Source organism: Gottfriedia sp. NPDC056225 (assembly GCF_042267765.1).
In the GTDB taxonomy this organism is placed as follows: domain Bacteria; phylum Bacillota; class Bacilli; order Bacillales; family Bacillaceae_G; genus Gottfriedia.
This window is the reverse complement of record NZ_JBHJTJ010000017.1, coordinates 20,320-43,850: the sequence shown is the minus strand read 5'-3', so window position 1 is coordinate 43,850 and position 23,531 is coordinate 20,320. Positions and strand designations below refer to the sequence as shown.

The 23,531-nt window shown below is 31.9% G+C and carries 24 protein-coding genes and 1 pseudogene; 17 read left to right on the top strand and 8 right to left on the bottom strand.

Annotation, left to right across the window (positions count from 1 at the left end):
* The first annotated feature begins 353 nt into the window (after nt 1–353).
* Nucleotides 354–593, top strand: coding sequence for a hypothetical protein (locus ACFCYN_RS13040; RefSeq protein ID WP_216854190.1), 240 nt, complete (start codon nt 354–356; stop codon nt 591–593).
* A gap of 1 nt (nt 594) precedes the next feature.
* On the opposite strand, the gene ACFCYN_RS13035 is transcribed toward ACFCYN_RS13040, so the two are convergent.
* Nucleotides 595–990, bottom strand: a complete 396-nt coding sequence (locus tag ACFCYN_RS13035; protein WP_172445347.1) for a DUF1885 family protein — start codon at nt 988–990, stop codon at nt 595–597.
* A 161-nt stretch (nt 991–1,151) separates the two neighbouring features.
* On the opposite strand from ACFCYN_RS13035, the gene ACFCYN_RS13030 reads away from it, so the two are divergent.
* Both ACFCYN_RS13030 and ACFCYN_RS13025 read left to right on the top strand, forming a co-directional pair.
* Nucleotides 1,152–1,445 (top strand): DUF3055 domain-containing protein, encoded by a 294-nt coding sequence (locus ACFCYN_RS13030; RefSeq protein WP_098117716.1) that lies wholly within the window; start codon nt 1,152–1,154, stop codon nt 1,443–1,445.
* A gap of 166 nt (nt 1,446–1,611) precedes the next feature.
* Entirely contained in the window at nt 1,612–1,731 is a 120-nt protein-coding gene (locus tag ACFCYN_RS13025; RefSeq protein WP_098117715.1) for a GapA-binding peptide SR1P, read from the top strand.
* A 548-nt stretch (nt 1,732–2,279) separates the two neighbouring features.
* Here the strand turns inward: ACFCYN_RS13025 and ACFCYN_RS13020 are convergent.
* On the bottom strand, nt 2,280–3,104 hold the full coding sequence (locus tag ACFCYN_RS13020; RefSeq protein WP_375949748.1) for a protein-glutamine gamma-glutamyltransferase: 825 nt from the start codon (nt 3,102–3,104) through the stop codon (nt 2,280–2,282).
* 185 nt (nt 3,105–3,289) lie between these two features.
* Nucleotides 3,290–4,741, bottom strand: a complete 1,452-nt coding sequence (locus ACFCYN_RS13015) for an aminotransferase class I/II-fold pyridoxal phosphate-dependent enzyme (protein WP_375949706.1) — start codon at nt 4,739–4,741, stop codon at nt 3,290–3,292.
* Nucleotides 4,742–5,017: 276 nt separating this feature from the next.
* Here ACFCYN_RS13015 and ACFCYN_RS13010 point away from each other — a divergent pair, with 276 nt between their 5' ends.
* Nucleotides 5,018–5,287, top strand: coding sequence for a UPF0223 family protein (locus ACFCYN_RS13010; RefSeq protein WP_172445344.1), 270 nt, complete (start codon nt 5,018–5,020; stop codon nt 5,285–5,287).
* A gap of 195 nt (nt 5,288–5,482) precedes the next feature.
* Here the strand turns inward: ACFCYN_RS13010 and ACFCYN_RS13005 are convergent, their stop codons facing one another.
* Nucleotides 5,483–6,112: a YktB family protein gene (locus tag ACFCYN_RS13005; RefSeq protein WP_375949703.1), complete on the bottom strand. Its 630-nt coding sequence runs from the start codon at nt 6,110–6,112 to the stop codon at nt 5,483–5,485.
* Between the two features lie 195 nt (nt 6,113–6,307).
* On the opposite strand from ACFCYN_RS13005, the gene ACFCYN_RS13000 reads away from it, so the two are divergent.
* Together ACFCYN_RS13000 and ACFCYN_RS12995 are read left to right on the top strand one after the other, a co-directional pair.
* A complete protein-coding gene (locus tag ACFCYN_RS13000; protein ID WP_098117709.1) occupies nt 6,308–6,496 on the top strand; it encodes a hypothetical protein in 189 nt (62 codons plus the stop codon).
* A 214-nt stretch (nt 6,497–6,710) separates the two neighbouring features.
* A complete protein-coding gene (locus ACFCYN_RS12995) occupies nt 6,711–7,511 on the top strand; it encodes an inositol monophosphatase family protein (protein ID WP_375949701.1) in 801 nt (266 codons plus the stop codon).
* Nucleotides 7,512–7,530: 19 nt separating this feature from the next.
* On the opposite strand, the gene ACFCYN_RS12990 is transcribed toward ACFCYN_RS12995, so the two are convergent.
* Nucleotides 7,531–7,716 (bottom strand): DUF5325 family protein, encoded by a 186-nt coding sequence (locus ACFCYN_RS12990; protein WP_098117706.1) that lies wholly within the window; start codon nt 7,714–7,716, stop codon nt 7,531–7,533.
* 198 nt (nt 7,717–7,914) lie between these two features.
* Here ACFCYN_RS12990 and typA point away from each other — a divergent pair, with 198 nt between their 5' ends.
* From typA to ACFCYN_RS12975, 3 genes are all read left to right on the top strand, one after another.
* On the top strand, nt 7,915–9,762 hold the full coding sequence (typA, locus tag ACFCYN_RS12985; protein ID WP_172447657.1) for a translational GTPase TypA: 1,848 nt from the start codon (nt 7,915–7,917) through the stop codon (nt 9,760–9,762).
* An 84-nt stretch (nt 9,763–9,846) separates the two neighbouring features.
* Nucleotides 9,847–10,164, top strand: coding sequence for a YlaH-like family protein (locus tag ACFCYN_RS12980; protein ID WP_375949699.1), 318 nt, complete (start codon nt 9,847–9,849; stop codon nt 10,162–10,164).
* A gap of 29 nt (nt 10,165–10,193) precedes the next feature.
* Entirely contained in the window at nt 10,194–10,466 is a 273-nt protein-coding gene (locus ACFCYN_RS12975) for a hypothetical protein (RefSeq protein ID WP_098171261.1), read from the top strand.
* A 738-nt stretch (nt 10,467–11,204) separates the two neighbouring features.
* Here ACFCYN_RS12975 and ACFCYN_RS12970 read toward each other — a convergent pair.
* Nucleotides 11,205–11,405 (bottom strand): YlaI family protein, encoded by a 201-nt coding sequence (locus tag ACFCYN_RS12970; RefSeq protein WP_088013081.1) that lies wholly within the window; start codon nt 11,403–11,405, stop codon nt 11,205–11,207.
* 153 nt (nt 11,406–11,558) lie between these two features.
* Between ACFCYN_RS12970 and ACFCYN_RS12965 the strand changes: the two genes are divergently transcribed.
* Both ACFCYN_RS12965 and ACFCYN_RS12960 read left to right on the top strand, forming a co-directional pair.
* Nucleotides 11,559–12,020 (top strand): PNPOx family protein, encoded by a 462-nt coding sequence (locus ACFCYN_RS12965; RefSeq protein ID WP_172445341.1) that lies wholly within the window; start codon nt 11,559–11,561, stop codon nt 12,018–12,020.
* A 143-nt stretch (nt 12,021–12,163) separates the two neighbouring features.
* Nucleotides 12,164–13,492: a PhoH family protein gene (locus tag ACFCYN_RS12960; protein WP_098117699.1), complete on the top strand. Its 1,329-nt coding sequence runs from the start codon at nt 12,164–12,166 to the stop codon at nt 13,490–13,492.
* Between the two features lie 60 nt (nt 13,493–13,552).
* Here the strand turns inward: ACFCYN_RS12960 and ACFCYN_RS12955 are convergent, their stop codons facing one another.
* Nucleotides 13,553–14,041, bottom strand: a complete 489-nt coding sequence (locus ACFCYN_RS12955; RefSeq protein WP_375949696.1) for a peptidyl-prolyl cis-trans isomerase — start codon at nt 14,039–14,041, stop codon at nt 13,553–13,555.
* Between the two features lie 199 nt (nt 14,042–14,240).
* Between ACFCYN_RS12955 and ACFCYN_RS12950 the strand changes: the two are divergent.
* The 4 genes and pseudogenes from ACFCYN_RS12950 to pyc all read left to right on the top strand — a co-directional run.
* A pseudogene (locus ACFCYN_RS12950) lies at nt 14,241–14,459 on the top strand (N-acetyltransferase); the annotation flags it as partial.
* Nucleotides 14,460–14,874: 415 nt separating this feature from the next.
* Nucleotides 14,875–15,165: an Fpa/YlaN family protein gene (locus tag ACFCYN_RS12945; RefSeq protein ID WP_172445339.1), complete on the top strand. Its 291-nt coding sequence runs from the start codon at nt 14,875–14,877 to the stop codon at nt 15,163–15,165.
* A gap of 175 nt (nt 15,166–15,340) precedes the next feature.
* Nucleotides 15,341–16,483, top strand: a complete 1,143-nt coding sequence (locus ACFCYN_RS12940) for an FtsW/RodA/SpoVE family cell cycle protein (RefSeq protein WP_172445338.1) — start codon at nt 15,341–15,343, stop codon at nt 16,481–16,483.
* A gap of 80 nt (nt 16,484–16,563) precedes the next feature.
* A complete protein-coding gene (gene pyc / locus ACFCYN_RS12935) occupies nt 16,564–20,013 on the top strand; it encodes a pyruvate carboxylase (RefSeq protein WP_375949691.1) in 3,450 nt (1,149 codons plus the stop codon).
* Nucleotides 20,014–20,138: 125 nt separating this feature from the next.
* Here the strand turns inward: pyc and ACFCYN_RS12930 are convergent, their stop codons facing one another.
* A complete protein-coding gene (locus ACFCYN_RS12930; protein WP_375949689.1) occupies nt 20,139–21,074 on the bottom strand; it encodes a COX15/CtaA family protein in 936 nt (311 codons plus the stop codon).
* A 398-nt stretch (nt 21,075–21,472) separates the two neighbouring features.
* Between ACFCYN_RS12930 and cyoE the strand changes: the two genes are divergently transcribed.
* Nucleotides 21,473–22,393, top strand: coding sequence for a heme o synthase (cyoE, locus tag ACFCYN_RS12925; protein WP_375949688.1), 921 nt, complete (start codon nt 21,473–21,475; stop codon nt 22,391–22,393).
* 95 nt (nt 22,394–22,488) lie between these two features.
* Nucleotides 22,489–23,529 carry a cytochrome c oxidase subunit II gene (gene coxB, locus ACFCYN_RS12920; protein ID WP_172445335.1) on the top strand — a complete coding sequence of 347 codons (1,041 nt, stop codon included), beginning with the start codon at nt 22,489–22,491 and terminating at the stop codon, nt 23,527–23,529.
* The last annotated feature ends 2 nt before the right edge of the window (nt 23,530–23,531 follow it).

Here is a 23,531-nt window from a genome sequence, read left to right as displayed (position 1 = left end):
ATTTTGTTGATAAAGCTGTGAACTTTATTGATTTAACAGTATTTTTGTTTATAAAGTAGTTATTTTTATTGATAAAAGACAAAGTTTTGTGGATATAAAATAGATTTTCGTAGATAAATGCTTTTTGTTTAGTGTTTATTTTGACTTTAATGCCCTTTTTTAGCGTGTGTAAGGTAAGAATATCTTGGAGTGTTAAAAAGGATGATAGCAAGCAAGGAAGGAAGGGAAATGAGGTTTTTTGTGGCAAGATGAAAGCTTTTTGTACAAGTTTTTTTGCATGATTAAAGCATGTTTCGCATAACTTTTAAGAAACACATATTCTAGTATTGGATAGACGATTGGTGGGAATATAAATGCGAAAACAATTAATAGTATTAATGATCCATCAATTTTTTTGGGTAGGTTTTTCATTTGTATTGTTATTGTCTAAAAGAGATCAAGTTTATTCGAAAGTCATTTTGTTTTTAGTCTTTTTCTACCAGCTGTATTTAATTGCAAAATATGTTGGAAATACAAGAAAAGCAAGTATTGTTATTACTTGCTTTTATGCTTCGATCTTTTTCTTTTGTCAAGTAATTGTTAAATTATTTTAAATTATCTTTTATAAAAATACATGATTCGTTTGTTAAATAGTTCAAGCTTTGCTTCAATTTTTTGAGCTAAATATCTACAAAGTTCATTTGCTTTACCTTTATCTCCATAAGTTGAGTTTGGTAATAGTGTAATCACTATGTTTTTATAGTCTTGAATTGAAACAACAAAATGTTTATATCGTGAATCTTCACTTTGTAAATAAAGAGCATCTTGGTCATCTAATTTTTTATTTGAAATAGAATAAGGAAATGAAGCCCTTTCATAATTCCAGTCAACTTGTTGACCGATTTTAGTAGAAGATTGTATGTAATCATTTATTAAAGTATTTAATAATTCTAAGTTTGCTTCTTCATATTTTGATTTATCCACTAATTGAATAGTAGCTTGCTGAACCATTTTTATATTTCCCCCTAAGACGTTTTTTTGAGAAAAACATCACTTTTAATCATTTTTATCATAACACTATTTCAAATTTTTAGACAAGTATTCGGTATTAATTTAATTTTTTCTTCATATGTATTAATTTACAACACTTAAGAAGAGGAGTGGGTGATACTATGTTTGAAAAATTATATGACGATCATGAAAATGCAAGAGTGAGATTTGTAGGGTTTGTCGCTCATGATGTAAGATACGATATTGGCATTGTATATACGAACATGTTCTTTGGGAAGCCACTCGTCATTTGTATGCAATCAAGGCAATGTATCGTATTAGATCGCCAAGATGTATCGTTTCCTAATCAATTAAAATTTTTGTGTAAACTAAAAACAGAGGAAGAAGCAATGCAGCTTGCAGATTATTTAGCCGACTGGCTTCCGTCACCAAGTATAGAGGAGAGTTATGAATAAAAAATAAATGTGTTATACTAATTAAAACATTTTCACGTTCCTAAACCTTTTGAATAATGTGGTACTAGAAAAATAAAGTTATACTTATTTGCCTGTTGCGTAAATAAGTATAACACTTTATAATGAAATCAGTTGATTAATACAACATTATGAAAGGGGTTACATCATGGGGACGTTCGTGTGCAAATGTTGTGATAAAACAGTAGGACATTTTGAGGATGAAAAAGTAACAACACTTTATGTAAAAGATTGCGAAGAGTGTCAATCAGCAGAAAATGAAGGTTGATCAATAATAATATAAAATTAATGTCTAAGAATGGAACTAAAAAGGCGTTTATATAATGAAGTAAAACTCACAAGGAAGTATTTTTTTCTTGTGGGTTTTTTGTATTTATCTTCTTAATAATAGGCAATTACTATTAATCTTTTAAAATTCAGTAAAGTTTTATGTTATTTTAATGAGACATACTGATTTACCAATGAAATTAATCATTGTTTCATCGTAATTAGGCTTTTATCAACGGAATTTATCAAGATATCAACGAGAATTATGCTTTTATCAACGAGAAACATGCTTTTATCAACGAGAATTATGCTTTTATCAACGAGAATTATGTTTTTATCAACGAGAATTATGTTTTTATCAACGAGAAACATGCTTTTATCAACGAGAAACATGCTTTTATCAACGAAGTTCACAACTTTATCAACGAAGTTCACAACTTTATCAATAAAGTTCACAATGTGTTCGTTTGTCCATGGCGTAGTTTTATAAACGTAAATAAAAAAGGCTACTCAAAAGTCCTTTGACTTAAGAGTCGCCATAATTTTTAATTATGCAATTTGAGTTTGATCTCCAATTCTTGCTGTTACTACATCAGATGAAACTTCTCGCGTTTTTACTGGTATTAATTTTGAATTATCTTTTAAATATTGAGCCATTTCATTAGAGTCAATTCTTGTATTCAAATTTGTTAAATAAGCAGAAACCATTGCAAAAGGATATCTATGCATATTTAAATGGTAAATGATCTCTTGAAGCCCCCGTATGCCGATTCCGTGGCCATAATAATAATTACTTCCCATACAAACTGTGTTTTCCCCTTGCCATTCTGGAGTCATTGGATCGACTTCTGGATTTTTTATATAAACTACATCGCCTGGTGCTGGGCGATCAACTTCTGCCGTTAATATGGCTAATTTAGGGTCATAATTCCAAGTGTATAAGTAAAAACCGTTATCGAAAATTTGGTCAAAAATTTCATAGCCGTATAAATCTAATAGGGCTTTATAAAAGACCATTATGATTGCAGTAGCACATTCAGTTGCATAAAATTGTCCGTTTCGAAATATATCATAAATTCCCATTGAAGCTCTTATGCCTGGCCTAAGTCTGAATCCTCCCATTGGTGTGCGAATCCAAAACATTGGATTACAATAAGCTCTTCTAAAAACTCTAAATTGCATACCACTTGTTAAGAGTTCTTTAGACGCCTTTAGGACATAAGTTCGAAGTGTTACATCAAATGATAATTCTCGCTCTGATTTATAAATATGTGATTTTTTACTAGTCGTTAAATTAGACAATATTTCTTGGTAAAGCTTATTATTTGAATCTTCGCTATTTTTTAATGAAGCATGAACAATTTTATTATTCACGACTATCAATGAGTCCACATCCTAACATAAAAACAATTTTTAATACGCATCAGTATAATTACCTTACCTATCATATGCCTATATGAGTTAGATGTGATTTATAATACAAAAAAACTAGGTTTCATTTCCTAGTTTTAGTGTGAAGTCATATTATAAAAATACTTAATTTCTTTTTGTGAGTTTATTTATTTTAATACTTTTAAAGTTAATAATTCTTCATCTTCTGGACCTTGGACAGGTAGTCCTGCTTCAATATTCTTTTTAATATAAACGAGATTTTCAAGTGTAATCTCTTCACCAGGTAAGAAGATTGGAATTCCAGGTGGATAAACCATTACAAACTCAGCGATAATTCTACCTACAGAATCCTCTAATGGAACAGACTCTGTTTCTGAATAGAATGCATCTCTTGGTGAGACTGCTAAATTTGGAATAGTAGGAATCTCAACGTTTAAATTTGTATTACGCTCTGAAATTTCAAATTCAGTTCCTAATATTTCAAGTGCGTGTATTAACTTCTGAATATCTTCTTCGCTGTCTCCAGGAGTTAAAATGCAAAGAACATTATACAAATCAGACATTTCTACTTCAATATTAAAACGCTCTCTTAACCAAACTTCAACATCATGACCAGTTACACCTAATTTTTTTACACTTATTAATAATTTGGTAGGATCAAAATTGAATGTTGCTTCATTACCTACTAAGTCATAACCAGGACAATAAAGACCATTTATTGAATTAATTTTATTTCGTGCATTATTTGCTAGTCTAATAGTGTTTGTAAGTAATTCTTCACCGACAGTCGCTAATCTTTTTCTTGCAACATCTAATGAAGCAAGTAATAAATAGGAAGTGGACGTAGTTGTCAGCATACTTAAAACAGATTGTACTCTGTGAACATTTACAATGCCTTCTCTTACATTTAAAATGGAACTTTGAGTCATAGACCCTCCAAGCTTATGTACGCTCGTAGCGGCCATGTCAGCCCCTGCTTGCATCGCAGACATCGGTAATTCATTATGGAAATGAATATGTACACCGTGCGCTTCATCAACTAAAACGGCAAGGCCATGTGAATGTGCTAAGTCAACAATGCTTTTTAAGTCAGCTACAAATCCAAAGTATGTAGGGTTAATGACTAGAACTGCTTTAGCATCCGGGTTATTTAAAATAGCCTCTTTAACTGCATTTGTTGTAATACCGTGAGAAATACCTAATTCACTATCAATTTCAGGATGAACAAATATTGGTGTCGCTCCTGAGAAAATGATTGCGGATAAAACAGATTTATGAACATTTCTTGGTACGATTATTTTATCGCCAGGTCCACAAACACTCATTACCATTGTCATAATAGCACCGCTTGTGCCTTGTACCGAAAAGAAAGTGTGGTCTGCATCGAAAGCTTTAGCTGCAAGATCTTGTGCTTGTTTTATTTTACCTTTTGGATGATGCAAATCATCTAAAGGAGCAATGTTGATTAAATCGATTGATAATGCATTGTCACCAATAAACTCTCTAAAAGTAGGATCCATTCCATTTCCTTTTTTATGTCCAGGAATATGGAATTGAATAGGGTTCTTCTTTGCATGTTCTAATAAAGAAGAAAATAACGGTGTTTCATTTTGTTTCATTTAACATACACCCCATTTAATGAATAATAGTGTTTTTCGGAAGTGATATGTTTGTAAACAATTCAACTGTTTACTCTCATTAAGTTAAAAACTGTCTTATCTTCATTTGAAAAACAAAAAGATTATATCATTCTATGAATTTTCTGTATAGAAAAATATTACAAATTTATGAAATTTTATTCATTAAGATGGAATTATATCAATTTTTAAATAAAGAATGAAATTTGAAAAATGTGTTAAAATGGAATTAATTACATAAAAGTAGGAGTGAATTGAATGGATTACCAATACCCAATTTCATATGATTGGTCAACAAGTGAGACAATCGAAGTAATTGCGTTCTACACATCAGTAGAAAAAGCATATGAAAAGGGAGTAGAACGTGAAGAACTAATGACTGCGTATAAACAGTTTAAGTCAATCGTACCAAGCATTGCTGAAGAAAAAAAATTATGTAACGAATTAGAGGAGCTATCGGGCTATTCTGCATATCGAGTAATACAAAAAGCTAAAAAGGGTGCACCTGGCGATAAGATTAAAATGTAATCTAGATAAAACTAATATCTTAAAACAAAAATAAAAGCCCATTAAAGGTTTATTAGCTACCTTAAATGGGCTTTAAATGTACATCCCTAGACTTTTGAAATTAATTTCATAATTCGTCCTGTCGAAAAATGTGTAAAGAATGGGCATAGACTTTTGATTTTGACATATGTATAATTAAACAACACTTATATTAATTCATTTTACACTTATATTGTATAATGGAATTAAAGTATTATATGTTTCTATAATACGTTGGATTAGTTGATCCTTTGTAAGTGTAATTGCTTCATCTTTAGGAATCGTTATTCCACAAAGAAATTCAGCTTTTTTTACATCATGAAATCTTTTTATAACCGCACTGAAATCATCTTTTTTCATTTTACTTTTTTGAATTACATCAGGTTTCATGTGATCGTATGAAACAACAAAATCTTTTGGAATTATTTTGTAAAGTTTATTTTTATTTTTTTCAAAATTAATTGCAATCGATTGCTTATTTGGACTTTCGTAAATAATGCCAAAATAGACAAAAAGATGTGTACCCCACAGTCCAAATTGGAAATGAGGAAGCATTTTGTATCCACGATTATTTGTAGCAAACGCAATCCAAGTATCTTTTGGAGGATTCACAGTTCGACGAGCATGTTTAGCGATATGAGCAAAAAAGGTTTGATCAGATTGTACATTTAAAAATGGTAATATTTCTTCTTCAATTTCTTTAAACTTTGGTTGAATTTCATTTTGTATAGCACTCATTCTATTTTCTAAATTTGAGTCAGTTGTAAATATTTCAAAATCACTTTCTTTAAAAAAAGTTTGAACCATGTTGGAACCCCCTAGCTATATTTCTCTGATTAGTATACCATGTTTGTCCAAAACAAATGGGTAATATGTTTCTGTATAATTTAGTTACATTATAAGCTTAAATAACATATATTAGTAGCAAGATAAAAATCAGAAAATTTTGTTAATTAACTTTTACAATTTGTTTTGCAACTTATATTCTATGGAGGGATAACGATGAGACAAGTGATTAATGCGTTAAAAAGAACTGATGCTGAAAAGAGAATACCTGTACTTAGATTAGAATTAGATTACGAATTAGCTACTTTATTTGATGCTATGACAGTGAATGATAGTGATGCAATGATTGAATCAAAGAAGAAATTAGAATTATTAAGATTAGAATTAATTCGTCTAGAAGCTTAGCGAATTTTATTTACCGAACCTTTAAATAGGTTCGTTTTTCTGTGTGCTCATTCTTCTAAGCGCCCGCCCAATGATTTATCGTATGCCCACCCTCTAAAAAAGTTCCTCAATTAAATAAAAATCATTTCATTAGGTTTTTTTAGGATAAAATTGGTAAACTGATATACAGGACCATAATATAAATAGTTCAGCACGAGAGTTTGGAGTGTTAAAAATGAATGAAGACTGGAAAGAAATTGAACAATTCGCAAGAAAATTGCTTCAAGAGGCAGCTGAAAATATTAAAAGCTCTTTATACGACTCGATTACAATCAATACGAAATCGAATGAAAATGATTTAGTAACAAATAAAGATGAAGAAATTGAAAAATTCTTTTATGAAAAAATAAAAAAGAAGTTTCCGAATCATTACTTGCTAGGTGAAGAAGGCAAAGGCGATGAATTGAATCAAGTAGATGGAATTGTATGGATTCTTGATCCGATTGATGGAACAATGAATTTTGTCCATCAAAAACGTAATTTTGCAATTTCATTAGGTATTTATGACAACGGAATCGGTAAAATGGGATTTATTTTGGATGTAATACATAACGAACTATATTTCGCTAAAAAAGGTGAAGGTGCATTTTTAAACGATTTAGAAATAACTCCTTTGAAAAATATTGTAATCGAAGAGGCTATAGTAGCTGTAAATGCGATTTGGTTAACAAAAAATCGTTATTTAAACCATGAAAAATTAGGAGAGCTTGTTCGTAGAGTTAGGGGAAGTAGATCTTATGGAACTGCTGCGATCGAAATGGTCTATGTAGCAATGGGACGAATCGATGCATATATTACACCAAGATTATCTCCATGGGATTTTGCTGCGGGTAAGATTATAGTTGAAGAGCTAGGTGGAATATGTACAACGCTAAAAAATGAAGAACTTTCGATATTGAAAAAAAGCTCAGTACTAATAAGTAATCCTTCTATTCAAAAAGAATTAATGAGCGACTATATCGAATTTTTACAATAAAGAAAGAGAAGGTAAGATATTAAAACTTACCTTCTCTTTTTAATTTAGCACGTAATGAAAAACCATAACCAACTAATGAAATTGAAATAATTAGTGAAATGACAGCCCCTATAATACTTAGTTCTGCTAGCATAATACCAACTAGAATTAAGAAGATTACGGATAAAAGTGCTACGCAGAAAAGCCGAAACTTAGTGTTAGACATGATGAATCCTCCTGTTCATATCTTATTTTACTCTCTGTCCAATCGGATGTAAATTTGAAAAAAATAAAACTTTACTAATTATTTATTAATAAATTATATTTTTGATTAAACATTTTATTGATAAATTTCGCCATGCATGTGCTATAATGTTTTAGTTAATAATGAAAACAGATGTGTAGACATTTTAGGAGTGAATATATTTTGAAAAAAAGAGAAGATTTACGCAATATCGCAATTATTGCTCACGTTGACCATGGTAAAACAACGTTAGTTGATGAATTATTAAAACAATCAGGTACATTCCGTTCAAACGAAAACGTTAATGAGCGTGCAATGGACTCAAATGATATAGAACGTGAACGTGGAATTACAATTTTAGCTAAAAACACAGCAATCCAATACGAAGGTAAACGTATTAACATCATGGATACTCCTGGACACGCCGATTTTGGTGGAGAAGTAGAACGTATCATGAAAATGGTTGATGGTGTTCTTTTAGTTGTAGATGCATATGAAGGATGTATGCCTCAAACTCGTTTCGTACTGAAAAAAGCTTTAGAACAACATTTAACACCAATCGTAGTTGTAAACAAAATCGACCGTGACTTCGCACGTCCTGATGAAGTAGTAGACGAAGTAATCGATTTATTTATTGAATTAGGTGCAGACGAAGATCAATTAGAATTCCCAGTTGTATTCGCTTCAGCAATCAACGGAACTTCTAGCTTAGAGTCTGATCCTTCTAAACAAGAATCAAATATGAATGCGTTATTCGATACAATTATCGAGCACATTCCATCTCCAATCGATAACAGTGAAGAGCCTTTACAATTCCAAGTAACATTATTAGACTACAATGACTATGTTGGACGTATCGGTATCGGACGTATTTTCCGAGGAACTATGCAAGTTGGTCAATCAGTTGCATTAATGAAACTTGATGGATCAGTTAAGCAATTCCGTATCACGAAAATGTTTGGATTCATTGGATTAAAACGTATTGAAATCCAAGAAGCAAAAGCTGGTGATTTAGTAGCAGTATCTGGAATGGAAGATATCAACGTTGGTGAAACAGTATGTCCTGCAGAACACCAAGAAGCACTTCCAATCTTACGTATTGATGAGCCAACTCTTCAAATGACATTCTTAGTTAATAATTCACCTTTTGCAGGTCGTGAAGGTAAATTCGTAACTTCTCGTAAAATTGAAGAAAGATTATTACAAGAACTTCAAACTGACGTAAGTTTACGTGTAGAAAACACAGATTCTCCTGATGTTTGGATCGTTAGTGGACGTGGAGAGCTTCACTTATCAATCTTAATCGAAAACATGCGTCGTGAAGGTTATGAGCTTCAAGTATCAAAACCAGAAGTTATAATCCGTGTTATTGATGGAGTAAGATGTGAGCCGGTTGAGCATGTACAAATCGACGTACCAGAAGAATACACTGGTTCAATCATGGAATCAATGGGTGCTCGTAAAGGTGAAATGAGAGACATGGTTAATAATGGTAACGGTCAAGTTCGTTTAACATTTATGGTACCAGCTCGTGGATTAATTGGTTACACTACTGAGTTCTTAACATTAACTCGTGGTTATGGAATCATTAACCATTCATTCGATAGCTACCAACCAGCTATTCAAGGTCAAGTTGGTGGACGTCGTCAAGGTGTATTAGTTTCAATGGAAACTGGTAAATCTTCAACTTACGGAATTATGGGTCTTGAAGACCGTGGTGTAATTTTCCTTGAGCCAGGTGTAGATGTATACGACGGTATGATTGTTGGTGAGCACAACCGTGATAATGATTTATCAGTAAACGTTGTTAAAGTTAAACATGCAACTAACATCCGTTCAGCTAACAAAGACCAAACAACAACAATGAAAAAACCACGTATTATGACGCTTGAAGAATCTTTAGAATACTTAAATGATGATGAGTACTGTGAAGTTACACCAACATCAATTCGTTTACGTAAAAAGCTTCTTGATAAAAGCGAGCGTGAGCGTGCAGCGAAAAAGAAAAAATTCGCTGAACAAGAATAATTAAATTTTAAAATAATTATGATATAATAAAACCGACTATTATTTAGTCGGTTTTATTTTGTCATTTAATAGGGGGATATGGATTTGGAAAAAGCTCCAAAGGGATTCGAATTTGTCATCACACAACTAATAAATACAACTCATGATGTAAAACTTTCAATGTGGATACTATATGCTCTAATTGTAGTGCTTTGTATTGTAGTATATCATTTAGGATTTGCCAAAAAATTAAGTATCCTTAAAATGCTAGTCATTTATATTTTACTAATGCTTGGATGTAGCTTGCTAACTTTCCTAGCTCTTAGAATACCAATTGTAGAGGCACTACTAGCAAGTGTTTTTGTATTAGGTGTTTATAAGATTCGTCTACATCAATCAAAAAAGAGTAAAGCTACTACATAACGTAACAAGTTATAGAAAGTTGGTATAAGATGAAATCTGTTCAGGACGCTTTATATAATTGGTTAACGATTAAAGTAATTTATGAAGGCAGACCATCTGATGAAGCTGCTAAAGAGACGTATGAGATGTTTGATTCGATTTTAAAAGAGGATCACCAAGTATCAAACGTAAAAATTGATAAAATGGAAGATTTTTATTTAATTACATTTACTCAAGCTGAAAAAGAACGTACAACTCGTTTTCCAATTGAAATGATTGATTGTTTCTTAGATCAAGTGAAAGTAAATCCGGAAAAGTATTAAAAACCTAGATATTTATCTAGGTTTTTTTACATAGTGGGAAAAAGAACTTGTCAATTAATCAATAATTTTTTTATATAAAGGAAGCGGTATGTGGTTGATTTCCACTACAGGATTCTCGCTTTCCATGGGGCGAAAACCCCTCCGTTCCAATCAACTTATTCAATTCTAAAGTTTGTTGGTATGCCCAAACGAATTATCTATTAAAACAAATCAATAACAACATTAAAAGAAATATTACCATAAAATAAATCACTTAGTAACATTTCAACAATTGACTATTTTATATTTCAACACTTTGAAAAACCTAGAAATTAATCTAGTTTTTTGTTATGGAAGCGAAAACCCTAGGCTTAGCCTAGGGTTCTAAAAAGCTTACAGCGTGGTATTATAAAAATTGCCCCGAGGTGCTAAACTATTTTTGGTTTGCCAACCAAAATAGCAGCAGCTCACCAGTTTTTGAACCAAACTACCCCATTTATGCACAAAGACAGTTGCTTCACGAATAAAGTTCACACCTTTAATAAACATAGGACATATTTCTTCATGTTTTTCATTGGATTGCAATCATAATTTAGTGTGGAAAGGCCTTTATGAACGAAAGTCCGCGGTTTATGAACGTAATCCACCAGTTTATGCACGAAACTCACCGTTTTATGAACAAAAGTCACCCATTTATGCACAAATACAGTAACTCACAAAAAAAAAGAAACCCATTAGGTTTCTTTTTTCATGTTCAGATCACCACTCGTCATTATCCTTTACAGGTTTTAAGAAACGGAACTTTCCTGTTGCAATTCTTTGTTCTGTTTTAATTTTAATTCGATCGTAGCATTCGGAGCATGTATATGTATGGATTGGACGATTTCTTAGTTTTTTAGCAATAGGGGACTCATCGCTAATTGATTCGCTTTTATCACAAATCATGCATTTAACTCTCATGTGAAATTTCTCTCCTTATATATGTAACTTAAGTTAACATAATTATAACAGGTTTTAGAATATATTTTTAGAAAACAGTGGTTTTAGCAGGAAGTTTTAAAAAAACTTTGAATTATATTAGTATACTCTTTATTTAAAGGAGATGAAATAGTGATGGCAAACAGTATTGAGAAAAGATTGTCACCAGGTTTGTTTGAAGACTGCAATAAAGAAAAGATTGTTTTTTTAAGTACTTTTAACACCGAAAAGAATGTTCCAATTATGAATGCAATTTCTTGGTTTACTGCTTTAGATGAAAAAACAATTCGATTTGCTGTAGACCAAAGATCCGCAATTTTATCGAATATAGAAGCAGTTAGTGGAGTGTCATTCAGCTTATTTTCAAATGAGACAGTTTATAATATTTCTGGTAATGCAACAATTCTAACGAAACAAATGCCTGGGATACCGTTAAAATTGGCATGTATAGAAGTAGAAATTAATGAAGTGAAAAATATATTGTTTTATGGCTCTAAAATAACAGCCGAACCTGAATATGCAAAAACATACGATGAGAGGGCGGCAAAAAAGTTAGATGTAGCTGTTTTAAACGGACTAAGATCCTTTGAACACTAAAAACTATTCTAAAGTAGAGAGAGTTTCATATAATATATAAACGGTTCGTCCATTCTTCGACAATTAACAAAAGGTAAGAACAATCAATTTAGAAATAAATTTAGTGATTCTATTCTGAGTTATTTGAGTCAGGAGGTTAAGGATTGAGTAAAATATATGTTCTCGACACCAATGTACTATTGCAAGATCCACTAGCAATCTTTTCATTTGAAGATAACGAAGTAGTTGTTCCAGCTGTTGTATTAGAGGAAGTAGATTCAAAGAAGAGATATATGGATGAAGTAGGTCGTAATGCTAGGTATGTATCCAAATTAATTGATAGCTTTCGAGAACTAGGGAAATTACATGAAAGTATTCCTCTTGAAAATGGTGGTTCGTTTAGAATTGAATTAAATCATCGTTCGTTTCAGCAATTACAAGAGATATTTGTTGAAAAAACGAATGATAATCGCATTTTAGCTGTAGCGAAAAATTTATCTCTTGAAGAAGAGGCAAAAGAAAATGGAAAAACTGTCATCTTAGTAAGTAAAGATACACTAGTTCGTGTTAAAGCGGATGCCCTTAATTTATTTGCTGAAGATTATTTAAGCGACAGAGTGGTTGAAGTGGACCATATTTATACCGGATATTTGGAGTATTACATAAATACAGATTTATTAAATAAGTTTTACGAGAAGACTGAGCTACCTGTTTCGGATATTGCAAATCATCCATTTTATCCTAATCAATTTATCGTATTAAAGGATGCTCTAGGCGGTAAAAGTTCAGCACTTGGCGTTGTTGATAAAACGGGAACAAAAATTAAGAAATTCGTTTTTTCAAACGAACATATTTGGGGTATAAGACCTAGAAATGCTCAACAATCAATGGCCTTAGAATTACTATTACGCGACGATATCCCACTTGTAACATTAATCGGTAAAGCGGGTACTGGAAAAACATTATTAGCTTTAGCGGCAGGATTAATGCAAAGTGAAGACCTACAAAGTTATAAAAAATTATTAGTAGCTAGACCAATCGTTCCAGTAGGTAAAGATCTTGGTTATTTACCAGGTGAAAAGGACGAAAAACTAAGACCTTGGATGCAACCGATATATGATAATCTAGAATATTTGTTTAATACTAAAAAACCTGGTGAACTAGATGCTATCTTAGCTGGAATGGGCTCAATTGAAGTAGAAGCTTTAACTTATATAAGAGGGAGAAGTATCCCAGAGCAATTTATTATAATTGATGAAGCACAAAATCTAACAAGACACGAAGTAAAAACGATTTTAACTCGTGTTGGTGATAAGAGTAAAATCGTATTAATGGGAGACCCTGAACAAATTGATCATCCTTATCTAGATGAATACAATAATGGATTAACATATGTAGTTGAAAAATTTAAGGATCAAAAAATAAGTGGTCATGTAAAATTAATTAAAGGTGAACGTTCTTCAATCGCACAGCTTGCAGCTGATCTTTTGTAGAACCACTAGAATAAAAACTAAAACATCTTACCAGTTATATTTGGTAAGATGTTATTTTTGCTACAATATAATTTTCACTATTGAAGTAATCGGGTTATCCTTATTTGAACCATCAACAAAATACAAATGAACTGGCCCATTTTCAGAAATTCGTTTACCATTGTATGAAAAGGCTAAATAACTTTCATATAGCACTTCAAAAGGTAATTTGATTGCTCCACGTTCTGTTTCAACTGTAACTTCGAAATCGCGACTTTTAGGTTTACTATTATCGATAAAATACGAAAATGGCATTGCATACGATTCCTTAAGCCATTCTTTTTTCTGAGTAGCAAATAAAGGACTATTATCAACCTTCGCACCTTCAACAATTTCACGATCCCAATGCTTTGAAACACTTTTAGTATATTGTTCAAGCTCATCAACCTTTTTTAATTCACCAGCTAACAAACTCTCTAATTTAACTTTTCTCTCATCAAAAATCCAAACACTTGGATCGATTGTCAACGGAAATTCCACGTTACCAGTTAATTGAAAAACTTCACTCATACTATAAAACCCCTTCTATGTACTAAGTCTCTTTATAGTGTACGACTATTCGATGAAAAAAGACAATCAAATGAACGGAAATAGGACTGAAATTCGTTTAAGTTCTTTATGCTAGTTAAAATACTCGAGCATAAAAACAGGTTTTTTATTATAAAGTGAATTCTATAGGTGTCATAAGATTCTCAATGCATTTATTGAGCATGGTTCCAAAATGTTACTTGAAATCGAACAAATTACTTTGGAAAATAATTGCGATTTCATAAAAGTGGATACTTTAAGTTTTCAGGCTTTAGATTTTTATAAGAAATTCGGTTATGTAGTGTATGGAACTCTTGATAAAGTTGGGAGAGATTTCAAGCATTACTACCTAAAAAAGATTTATCTCTTTAGAAATACAAATAAAACATTTATTAGTTGAATATTACTATTAAGCTAATTTTGATTTTTGATGGTGTAATTTACTGTTGATTGATTTAGACATTCATTCTTCAAATGATTTATTTCAACATTTACAATAACTGAACCAATAATTTGAATGTAGAGTTTAATAAGAGAAGTTGATTGGAGTGTAGGTTATTAGACTCCTTAGTGAAATGAGGAAAGACTAATACCCCGCAGGCATACCGAGCCGAGATCAATATACATCTTTTTTAAGAAAACTAGCTTATTAAAATTTCAGCGTTTTATTTACTAAGAAAACTTTAATAATTAAACTGTTGCAATAATAAAATTTTCAATAATACATATGTGCAAAACTTTTTATTTAAGTTGATTTTTCCTTAAAAGAACTATAATATTAAATAGATAGCTTGTACGGAAGCGGAGGGAGAAAATTGAGGTCTGATGCTGTAACAGATTACAAAGATAAAGCATTTGAATTATTAAAAAAAGATGCTGAAAAGATTTTAAAATTAATAAATGTGCAACTTGATCATTTAACAATGCCACAATGCCCTCTATATGAAGAGGTTTTAGATACTCAAATGTTTGGTTTATCAAGGGAAATTGACTTTGCTTCTCGATTAGGTTTAATTGAGGTAGAACAAGGTAAAGAACTTCTTTCTGAACTAGAGCGAAGACTATCTGCTTTGCATGAAGCGTTTACAGATCAAAAGAATAAATAATATTAGTAACAAAAGTTCAAACAATTAATGTTTGGGCTTTTTTTTGTGAATTTTTTTAATTGTTATAAGTATTAAATCTATTAATCTATGTTACAATGTTTTTATTTATAAAGGGAATTTAGGAAAATAGTTGAATACATAAAGTATAATTAATCAAAGCAGGGATGATTAAATAATGTTAAAAAAATATTTAAAAAATATTGATTATATGATTTTTGTTCCATTAATCATTTTGTGTTTATTTGGTTTAATCATGGTGTATAGCGCTAGTTCGCCGTTACCGTCTATTCGTTATCAAAGCGAACATTGGCCAGATGATTATTTCTTCAAAAAGCAATTAACTGCATTTGAAGTAGGGATGGTTGCGTGTTTATTCTTTATGTGTGTACCTGCAACTTTCTTTAGAAAGCGAATTGTGATCATTTTAAATGTGGCAATAAGTATTGGGCTACTAGTAGCCGTTTTACTATTTGGTGAAGTTAGAAATAACGCTAAAAGCTGGGTTTTTGGAATACAACCTGCTGAGTTAATAAAATTAGGATCTATTATTCTATTAGCCAGTTGGTACTCAAAAAGACAAAAGGGAATTACAAAAAACTGGAAAATGCTATTTGCCCCTTGGGTAATTGTAGCAATTTATATTATCTTATTACGATTACAGCCTGATACAGGTACAGCTTTATTAATTATAGGAACCTGTGCAGTCGTATCGTTTTGTAGTGGTTTTATTGTTAAGAGACTAATCCTCTTATTCGTAGGTGGGATTGGATTACTCTATCCATTAATCAGTATTTGTATTAGTTTAGGAATTGGATTAACAGATGTACAAGTTAACCGATTTTTAGCATTCCGAAATCCTTTTGACTATGCTCAAGGGATTGGATTTCAAATCGTAAATTCATTAATTGCATTTGCAAATGGTGGTTTTACTGGTGTTGGATTAGGAAAAAGTATCCAGAAATTAGGCTATTTACCTGAACCACATACTGATTTTATTTTAGCGATTATCGGCGAAGAAACAGGTTTGATAGGCGTTATTGTTGTTATTTTATGTATATTTATTATTGTTTGGCGAGGATTGCTAATTGCTCATAAATCAAATGATTCATTTGATTCATTATTAGCTACAGGAATTAGCGCGATTATCGTGATTCAATCATTTGTAAATATTGGAGGAGTTACATCGTTAATTCCTCTTACGGGTGTTCCTTTACCATTTGTAAGTTACGGGGGGACCTCATTAATCGTTATGCTCTCTATGGTTGGTATTTTAATGAATATTTCAATACGTAATAAGATTAACAAAGAAACTTTATAAATTCTTTAATCATGCATTTTTAAAAAGTTTATTCTTAATTTATTGATAATTATCTTTCATATAATACAGGAGGCTTAAAAATGACTTACACGAAACAGATTAAAAAAGTTCTAGTAGCTAACCGAGGAGAAATAGCAATTCGAGTATTTCGAGCATGTACTGAGTTAGGGATTAGAACAGTTGGTATTTATTCTAAAGAAGATGAAGGGTCATATCACCGTTATAAAGCTGACGAAGCATATATTGTTGGTAAAGGTAAAAAGCCAATTGATGCTTATCTAGATATTGAAGGTATTATTGAAATAGCAAAGAAAAACAATGTTGATGCAATCCATCCAGGTTATGGATTTTTATCTGAAAATATTAAATTTGCCGAGAGATGTGAAGAAGAAGGAATTACTTTTATTGGACCTTACTCAAGACATTTAGATATTTTTGGCGATAAAATTAAAGCAAAGCAGCAAGCACTTAAAGCAAATTTACCAATTATTCCAGGAAGTAATGGTCCTGTTGAGTCATTGGATGATGTTAAGGGATTTGGTGAGACTTTTGGATTCCCAATTATCATTAAGGCTGCTTTAGGTGGTGGCGGTCGTGGTATGAGGATTGTACGTACAAATGCTGGTGTAAAGGATGCATATGAACGTGCAAAATCTGAAGCAAAAGCTGCTTTTGGTAATGATGAAGTTTATGTTGAAAAATTTATTGAAAACCCTAAACATATTGAAGTTCAAATAATTGGGGACAATCAAGGGAATATCATTCATTTATTTGAACGCGATTGTTCTATTCAAAGAAGACATCAAAAATTAGTTGAAGTTGCACCTTGTACTTCTATTACTGAAGAGCTTAGAACGAGAATTTGTGATGCAGCAGTTCAACTGATGAAAGAAGTAGGTTATGTAAATGCTGGTACTGTAGAATTTTTAGTTTCGGGTAATGAATTTTATTTTATTGAAGTAAATCCTCGTGTTCAAGTTGAACATACAATTACTGAAATGATTACAGGCGTTGATATTGTTCAAACTCAAATTTTAATAGCACAAGGAAATAGTATACATAGTGATAAAATTGGCATTCCATTACAAGAAGATATTCCAAGAATTGGATTTGCCATTCAAGCACGTGTTACGACAGAAGATCCACTAAACAATTTTATGCCAGATACAGGTAAGATTATGGCATATCGTTCAGGTGGAGGATTTGGTGTACGATTAGATACTGGTAACAGCTTCCAAGGTGCTGTTATTACACCATATTATGATTCGTTATTAGTAAAAGTAACTACACATGCTTTAACATTTGATGGTGCAATTGCAAAGTTAAATCGAAACTTAAAAGAGTTCCGTATTCGTGGGATTAAAACAAATATTCCATTTTTAGAGAATGTAACGACACATCCAGATTTCTTGTCTGGTGAATATAATACTTCATTTGTGGATTCATCTCCGGAATTATTCGTATTTGCAAAACGAAGAGACCGTGGAACAAAATTATTAAATTATATTGGTAATGTGACTGTTAATGGATTTCCTGGAATATCTGTTAATGAAAAACCTACTTTTGATGAGATTATTTTACCAAATGTAGAGCATATTAAAGAACCTGAAGCTGGAACGAAACAATTATTAGACAAATTAGGCCCAGATGAATTTTCAAAATGGTTAAAAAATCAATCAAATGTGTTATTTACTGACACTACATTTAGGGATGCTCATCAATCGCTTCTTGCAACGAGAATTCGTTCAAAGGACTTAACTACAATAGCAGAACAAACGTCTAAATTATTACCTAACTTATTCTCTCTGGAAATGTGGGGAGGCGCAACTTTTGATGTTGCTTACAGATTTTTAAACGAAGACCCATGGGAAAGACTATTAAATTTAAGAAATCAAGTACCAAATGTTTTATTCCAAATGTTATTCCGTGGATCGAATGCAGTTGGTTATAAAAATTATCCAGATAATCTTGTTAGAAAATTTATTGAAGCATCAGCTCAAGCTGGAATTGACGTATTTAGAATATTTGATAGTTTAAACTGGGTTAAAGGTATGGAAGTTGCGATCGATGCAGTCCGCAATAGCGGAAAGCTTGCTGAAGCATCAATTTGTTACACAGGTGATATATTAGACCCAACAAGAACAAAGTATAATCTAGCTTATTATAAAGAGCTTGCAAAGGATTTAGAAGCAGCTGGTGCGCATATACTTGCGATTAAAGATATGGCTGGTTTATTAAAGCCTCAGGCAGCTTACAATCTAATTAGTGAATTGAAAGATACAGTAGATTTACCAATCCACTTACATACTCATGATACGAGTGGAAATGGTTTATATACTTACGTTAAAGCAATTGAAGCTGGTGTTGATGTAGTAGACGTTGCAATTGGAAGTATGTCTGGATTAACATCTCAGCCAAGTGCAAATAGTTTATACTATGCTCTTCAAGGTTCAAATCATGAGACGAATTTAAATATTAATGGTTTAGAACAATTATCAACGTATTGGGAAGGCGTACGTAAATATTACACTAGTTTTGAAAGTGGAATGGTCTCTCCTCATACAGAGGTATACCAACACGAAATGCCAGGAGGTCAATATTCTAACTTAAAGCAACAAGCTAAAGGTGTTGGCTTAGGAGATCGATTTGAAGACGTTAAAGATATGTATGGCAGAGTAAATCAACTATTTGGAGATGTAGTTAAAGTTACACCTTCTTCTAAAGTAGTTGGAGATATGGCGTTGTTTATGGTTCAAAATAATTTAGATGAGGATTCAGTTTACGAAAAAGGTGAAAACATTGATTTCCCAGACTCTGTAATTGAATTTTTTGAAGGTCAATTAGGACAACCTCATGGTGGATTTCCAAAGAGTTTACAACGTATTATCTTAAAAGGTAGACAACCATTAACAGAACGAGCTGGGGAGTCATTAAAACCGATTGATTTTAAAGATGTTGAGGAATATTTATTCCGTTCACTAAATCGTCAAGTTACAAACTTTGATATATTGGCTTATTGTTTATATCCAAAAGTGTTTATGGATTATCAAAAAAATGTAGAAAGCTATGGTGATTTATCAGTATTAGATACACCAACTTTCTTCCATGGCATGAAATTAGATGAAGAGATTAAAGTTGATATTGAGCGTGGTAAAACGTTGATCGTTAAATTAGTTTCAATCGGACAAGCACAGGCTGATGGAACAAGAGTGATCTATTTTGAATTAAATGGTCAGCCTCGTGAAATCGTAATTAAAGATTATTCAATTAAATCAACTGTCGTTCAAAAACGAAAAGGGGATGCTAATAATCCGAACCATATAAATGCAACAATGCCAGGTACTGTTTTAAATGTACTTGTTAAAAAAGGCGATGTTGTTGAAAAAGGTCAAACATTAGCAATAACTGAGGCAATGAAAATGGAAACAACTGTACAATCACCATTTACAGGCGTTATAAGAGACATTTTAATTGCTTCTGGAGAAGGTATTTCTACAGGTGATCTATTAATTGAGTTAGAACAAAGATAATTAATGAACGAGTTTAAGAGTACTTGGGGGAGGAACTTTACACCCGAGTACTCTTTGCTTTGTCAATTTTTGTAATGAATGAAAAAAGGTATTTCTTCTACGTAACTGTAGAAGAAATACCTTTTTTATGAGATGTTTTTATTTTGAAGTAAATGTGCATCTGAGCTTTTACTTCTAGTACAAACTAAGCTTTGGAAACTAAAAATCGCAAATAAGCAGGAAATTAAAATAACATGTGTTAAAGCTACATAAATGTTTAGGTTTGTATAGATAATCATAGCTCCGCAAATCACTTGAAGTATAACTAGGATAAGAGAAACAACCCATCCAAGATAAATGCCACGTTCGTTTCGATAGTACTTAAATGCATGTACAAATGCGATCACAATCCATACGAATAGAAGAAAGGCTGCAAAACGATGGCCCATTTGAATCCATTCGTGGAGTTGAGTTGGAATTCCATTGTTTGCTTTACTGCAAAGCGGCCAGCTAGGACATGCTAAACTAGCATTTTCATGTCGAACAAGAGCCCCTGTATAAACTACTAAGTATGAATAAATCCACAATCCATAAGTATGAAATTTCATTTTTTTTCCGACATAAAAAGTATTTCTTTGGTAATTACGGTCTTGTTCGAAAATTAATAAAGTCAACATAACAACTGCTGCAAAGCAAATTAGAGATATACCAAAATGAATTGCTTTAACTGCAGGGATTTGTCCCCAAACGACAGCAGCAGCTCCGATTAATGCTTGAGCAACTAAAAAAATACAAGATATAATTGCTAAAAACTTTGTTTCTCTTTTATGAGGAATGGTAATCCAAGCAAGCACTGCCAATAATAAAACAAATATTCCGGCAAGGCCTGATGCAGCTCGATGAGATAACTCAATTACAGTTTGAATCGTTAAATGATCAGGAATAATTTGGCCTTTACATAGCGGCCATGATCTACCACAGCCAAGTCCAGAATTAGTCTTTGTTACGAGTGCCCCACCCAATAAAACAATTAAAAGTATGAATGAGGTTATTAATGATACCCCTTTTAAAACACGTAGCAAAGTATACACACCCACTTTTATAAAATAATAATAATTTTAAAATTTATTTATTAAAAAAATAATTCTGCAAATAATACTTCTATATCATATAAGATTACGACATAAAATTCAAAGGTAACCTTCATATTTAGACATAATATTTGTTTTTTCTTCGCATTGAATGTATTCATTTGAAAAATATAGAAATAATTAATTTTATAATTAAATAGTATTTAGTATTGAAAAGATATGCTGTTTACGTTAAAATTTTTTTGAAACGTACACAATTTTGTCACATATTTATCACAAAAATTTCATTCAATTTAGTTTAATAGAAGTATATTTAAATTAATATTTCATTTTAACCATAAAAAAATGGGTATGAAAAATGAAGTTTTGAAAAAAAGAGGAGGATTGACTTGGAACAATTAGCTAATAATGTTTCTAACAACGGAGAAACTAATCATCCTTCTAGTTCACTAAAGAAAGACTTACTTTCTTTAATGAAAATAGGGATCGTAAACTCTAATATACTTACAACGTTTACAGGTATATGGTTAGCAATCCAGATTAATGGATTAGATATATTGGATTCTTTACCAAAGGCGATCATAACAGTAATTGGATCGTCGTTAATTATTGCAGGATCATGTGTAATCAATAATTATATTGATCGCGATATTGACCCGTATATGGAGCGAACAAAAAATAGACCAACTGTAACTGGTAATATCAAACCAAGTGTTACTATATCGATTGGTATTATTTTATTAATTCTTGGCTTTACATGTATGGCTTTCACAACTTTAATGGCTGTTGTATATGCATTTATTGGTGCATTTACATATATCGTACTATACACTCTTTGGACGAAACGTAATTACACGTTAAACACAGTAGTAGGTAGTATATCTGGTGCAGCACCCCCATTGATTGGATGGGCAGCAATCGATGCGAACTTGCATCCAATTGCTTGGATGCTGTTTTTAATCATGTTTATATGGCAACCACCGCATTTTTTAGCACTTGCGATGAGACGTTCTGAAGAATACAAAAGAGCGGGAATTCCAATGCTACCAGTGGTTTACGGATTTGAAATGACGAAACGTCAAGTGATGATCTGGGTATTATGTTTATTACCACTGCCATTTTACATGCAAGCTCTAGGTTTACCATTTATTATTTTTGCAACAATATTGAATATTGGATGGGTTATTTTAGGATTATATTGTTATAAACAAAAGGACGATCAAAAGTTCTCGAAATTAATGTTTATATACTCGATTAACTATTTAACTCTTCTATTTATGTCAATGATTGTGTTTACAATTTCGTTTTAATTAGGGGTATTACGGGGGATTTTTTTATTGTTTGTTTAATCTTATTTTTAAATAAGAGTGAAACACTTTAAATTGAAAGAGGGGGAAGTATACTTATGAAACATTGGCGATTAGTCTCGCTAATTTCCTTGATAGCAGTTATTTTGAGTGCATGTGGACATGCAAATCAATCTACACTGAATCCTCAAGGTGAAGTAGCAAAAATGCAATACGATCTAATGAAGCTAAGTACGACTATCATGGTATTCGTTGTTGCTGTTGTAACAGTACTTTTCCTTTACGTGATCGTGAAATATCGTCACCGTAAAGGACAAGAAAATATTATTCCAAAGCAAGTAGAAGGAAATCATATCTTAGAACTTCTTTGGACTATTATTCCTGTTATTTTACTTATCGTATTAGCAGTACCAACAGTATCACAGACGTTTAAGCTTTCAGATGAGAAGCAAATTACAAAAGATGAGAAGAAAAAGGATGCAATTGTTATAAATGTAAACGCTCATCTTTTCTGGTGGGAATTTGAGTATCCTAATCAAAAATTTGTAACTTCTCAAGACATGTATATTCCGGTTGGGAAAAAAGTTATCTTAAACCTTAAAGGTCAAGATATCAAACACTCATTCTGGGTTCCATCATTAGCAGGTAAACTTGATACAAACGTTGAAGGTGTAAACAAAATGTGGCTTTCAGCTGATAAAGAAGGTACATATAATGGATTCTGTGCAGAGTTTTGTGGTCCTTCACATTCATTAATGCAATTTAAAGTTAAAGTTGTAAGTCAAGCTGCCTACGATAAATGGTTGGTTGATATGAAAAATCAAAAAGGTCAAGCTGTAACAGCAGATGCTCAAGAAGGTGAAAAAATCTTCAAACAAAGCTGTATTGGTTGTCATGCTGCAGATGCAAATGATACTAGACCACCAGCTGCACGACTTGCTCCAAACTTAGCGAACTTCGGTGATCGTGATATGGTTGCTGGTATTGCTAAAAATAACGAAGCAAACATCAAAAAATGGTTAACTGATCCAGAATCAATGAAACCAGGTAACCTTATGGCAGGTAAATATGGTGATTTAACTTCAGATCAGATTGATAAGTTAACTGCATACTTAACTAGCTTGAAAATTGCAAAATAATT